At 54.9% G+C, this 3,346-nt stretch carries 1 rRNA gene; it reads left to right on the top strand.

The window, feature by feature from the left end:
* Positions 1 to 135: 135 nt before the first annotated feature.
* Positions 136 to 3,264, top strand: a 23S ribosomal RNA gene (locus QL987_RS16590).
* Positions 3,265 to 3,346: the final 82 nt, after the last annotated feature.

Raw genomic sequence — 3,346 nt, 5'->3', positions numbered from 1 at the left:
GTGGGGGAGTGTGGTGCCGATCGTATGTTGAGAACTACACAGTGGACGCGAGCATCTTTAGATTCGCGTCATCGATGATCGTCGGCTTTCGGGTTGGCGTGTGTCGTGGCGTTGGATCGCAATTTTAATCTTTGTGGTCAAGTTTCTAAGAGCAAACGGTGGATGCCTTGGCATCTGGAGCCGAAGAAGGACGTAGAAATCTGCGATAAGCCTCGGGGAGCTGATAATCGAGCTGTGAGCCGAGGATTTCCGAATGGGGAAACCCCGCCAGGCGCTTTTGTGACCTGGTGACTCCCGCCTGAATATATAGGGCGGGTAGAGGGAACGTGGGGAAGTGAAACATCTCAGTACCCACAGGAAGAGAAAACAACATGTGATTCCGTGAGTAGTGGCGAGCGAAAACGGATGAGGCTAAACCGATCATGTGTGATAGCCGGCGGGCGTTGCATGGTCGGGGTTGTGGGACACGTCACTCAGTTCTGCCGGACTGGGACGGTTACAGCGCATCATAGTCGAACCGGTTTGAAAGCCGGGCCGTAGTGGGTGCCAGCCCCGTAGACGAAATGGTGTTATGGCCGGATGTGTATCCCAAGTAGCACGGGGCCCGAGAAATCCCGTGTGAATCTGTCAGGACCACCTGATAAGCCTAAATACTCCCAGATGACCGATAGCGGACAAGTACCGTGAGGGAAAGGTGAAAAGTACCCCGGGAGGGGAGTGAAATAGTACCTGAAACCGTTTGCTTACAAACCGTCGGAGCCTCCTTTGTAGGGGTGACGGCGTGCCTTTTGAAGAATGAGCCTGCGAGTTAGCGATATGTGGCGAGGTTAACCCGTGTGGGGTAGCCGTAGCGAAAGCGAGTCTGAATAGGGCGATTCAGTCGCATGTCCTAGACCCGAAGCGAAGTGATCTATCCATGGCCAGGTTGAAGCGACGGTAAGACGTCGTGGAGGACCGAACCCACTTCAGTTGAAAATGGAGGGGATGAGCTGTGGATAGGGGTGAAAGGCCAATCAAACTTCGTGATAGCTGGTTCTCTCCGAAATGCATTTAGGTGCAGCGTTGCGTGTTTCTCGCCGGAGGTAGAGCTACTGGATGGCCGATGGGCCTCAACAGGTTACTGACGTCAGCCAAACTCCGAATGCCGGTGAGTGAGAGCGCAGCAGTGAGACGGTGGGGGATAAGCTTCATCGTCGAGAGGGAAACAACCCAGACTACCAACTAAGGTCCCTAAGCGTGTGCTAAGTGGGAAAGGATGTGGAGTTGCACAGACAACCAGGAGGTTGGCTTAGAAGCAGCCACCCTTGAAAGAGTGCGTAATAGCTCACTGGTCAAGTGATTCCGCGCCGACAATGTAACGGGGCTCAAGCACACCACCGAAGTTGTAGATTTCGCACACTCGACAAGCCTTCGTGGTTCAGTCGTGCGGAGTGGTAGGAGAGCGTCGTGTGGCGAGTGAAGCGGCGGAGTGATCCAGCCGTGGACGCTACACGAGTGAGAATGCAGGCATGAGTAGCGAAAGACGGGTGAGAAACCCGTCCTCCGAAAGACCAAGGGTTCCAGGGCCAGGTTAATCCGCCCTGGGTAAGTCGGGACCTAAGGCGAGGCCGACAGGCGTAGTCGATGGACAACGGGTTGATATTCCCGTACCGGCGAACAACCGCCCAAGCTAATCCAGTGGTGCTAAGAGTCCTAACCCGGCACTTGTTGATCCCTTCGGGGTGAGACGGGCCGGTCTAACGCTCGACCCCATGCTGGTGCGGTTAGCGTATGAACAGGTGTGACGCAGGAAGGTAGCTGAGCCAGGCGATGGTATCCGTAAGGTGAACCTGGTGTAAGGATGTAGGGCTGACGATAGGCAAATCCGTCGTCTGTATGCCTGAGACCCGACGCGTACCCGTAAGGGGAATTCAGTGATCCTATGCTGCCGAGAAAAGCATCGACGCGAGGTTGCAGCCGCCCGTACCCGAAACCGACTCAGGTGGTCAGGTAGAGAATACCAAGGAGATCGAGATAATCGTGGTTAAGGAACTCGGCAAAATGCCCCCGTAACTTCGGGAGAAGGGGGGCCGGACACGTGACCGGATTTACTCCGTGAGCGTTGAAGGCCGCAGAGACCAGTGGGAAGCGACTGTTTACTAAAAACACAGGTCCGTGCGAAGTCGCAAGACGATGTATACGGACTGACGCCTGCCCGGTGCTGGAAGGTTAAGAGGAAGGGTCAGCCTCACGGCGAAGCTCTGAATTTAAGCCCCAGTAAACGGCGGTGGTAACTATAACCATCCTAAGGTAGCGAAATTCCTTGTCGGGTAAGTTCCGACCTGCACGAATGGCGTAACGACTTCCCAGCTGTCTCAACCGCGAACTCGGCGAAATTGCACTACGAGTAAAGATGCTCGTTACGCGCAGCAGGACGGAAAGACCCCGTGACCTTTACTACAGTTTGGTATTGGTGTTCGGAGTGGCTTGTGTAGGATAGGTGGGAGACTGTGAAGCGGGCACGCTAGTGTTCGTGGAGTCATTGTTGAAATACCACTCTGGTCACTTTGGATGTCTAACGTAGGACCCTGATCGGGTTCATGGACAGTGCCTGATGGGTAGTTTAACTGGGGCGGTTGCCTCCCAAAGAGTAACGGAGGCGCCCAAAGGTTCCCTCAACCTGGTTGGCAATCAGGTGGCGAGTGTAAGTGCACAAGGGAGCTTGACTGTGAGACTGACAGGTCGAGCAGGGACGAAAGTCGGGACTAGTGATCCGGCAGTGGCTTGTGGAAGCGCTGTCGCTCAACGGATAAAAGGTACCTCGGGGATAACAGGCTGATCTTGCCCAAGAGTCCATATCGACGGCATGGTTTGGCACCTCGATGTCGGCTCGTCGCATCCTGGGGCTGGAGTAGGTCCCAAGGGTTGGGCTGTTCGCCCATTAAAGCGGTACGCGAGCTGGGTTTAGAACGTCGTGAGACAGTTCGGTCCCTATCCGCTGCGCGCGTTGGAAATTTGAGAAGATCTATCCCTAGTACGAGAGGACCGGGATGGACGAACCTCTGGTGTGTCAGTTGTTCTGCCAAGGGCACCGCTGATTAGCTACGTTCGGACCGGATAACCGCTGAAAGCATCTAAGCGGGAAGCCGTCTTCGAGATGAGATTTCCATGCACCTTGAGTGTGAGAGGCTCCCAGCAGACTACTGGGTTGATAGGCCGGATGTGGAAGCGGGGACTAACGACCCGTGGAGCTGACCGGTACTAATAAGCCGAAGACTTGACACACACTTTTTTCCTGACCCTTTACGGGTCAGGGCTCGCGTCCACTTTGTGGTTCCCGACAGACGATCGGGAATCAAACTGAATA

Origin of the sequence: Curtobacterium sp. APC 4022 (assembly GCF_030407555.1) — a bacterium.
Taxonomy (GTDB): Bacteria; Actinomycetota; Actinomycetes; order Actinomycetales; family Microbacteriaceae; genus Curtobacterium.
This window is presented reverse-complemented; position numbering and strand designations above follow the sequence as displayed.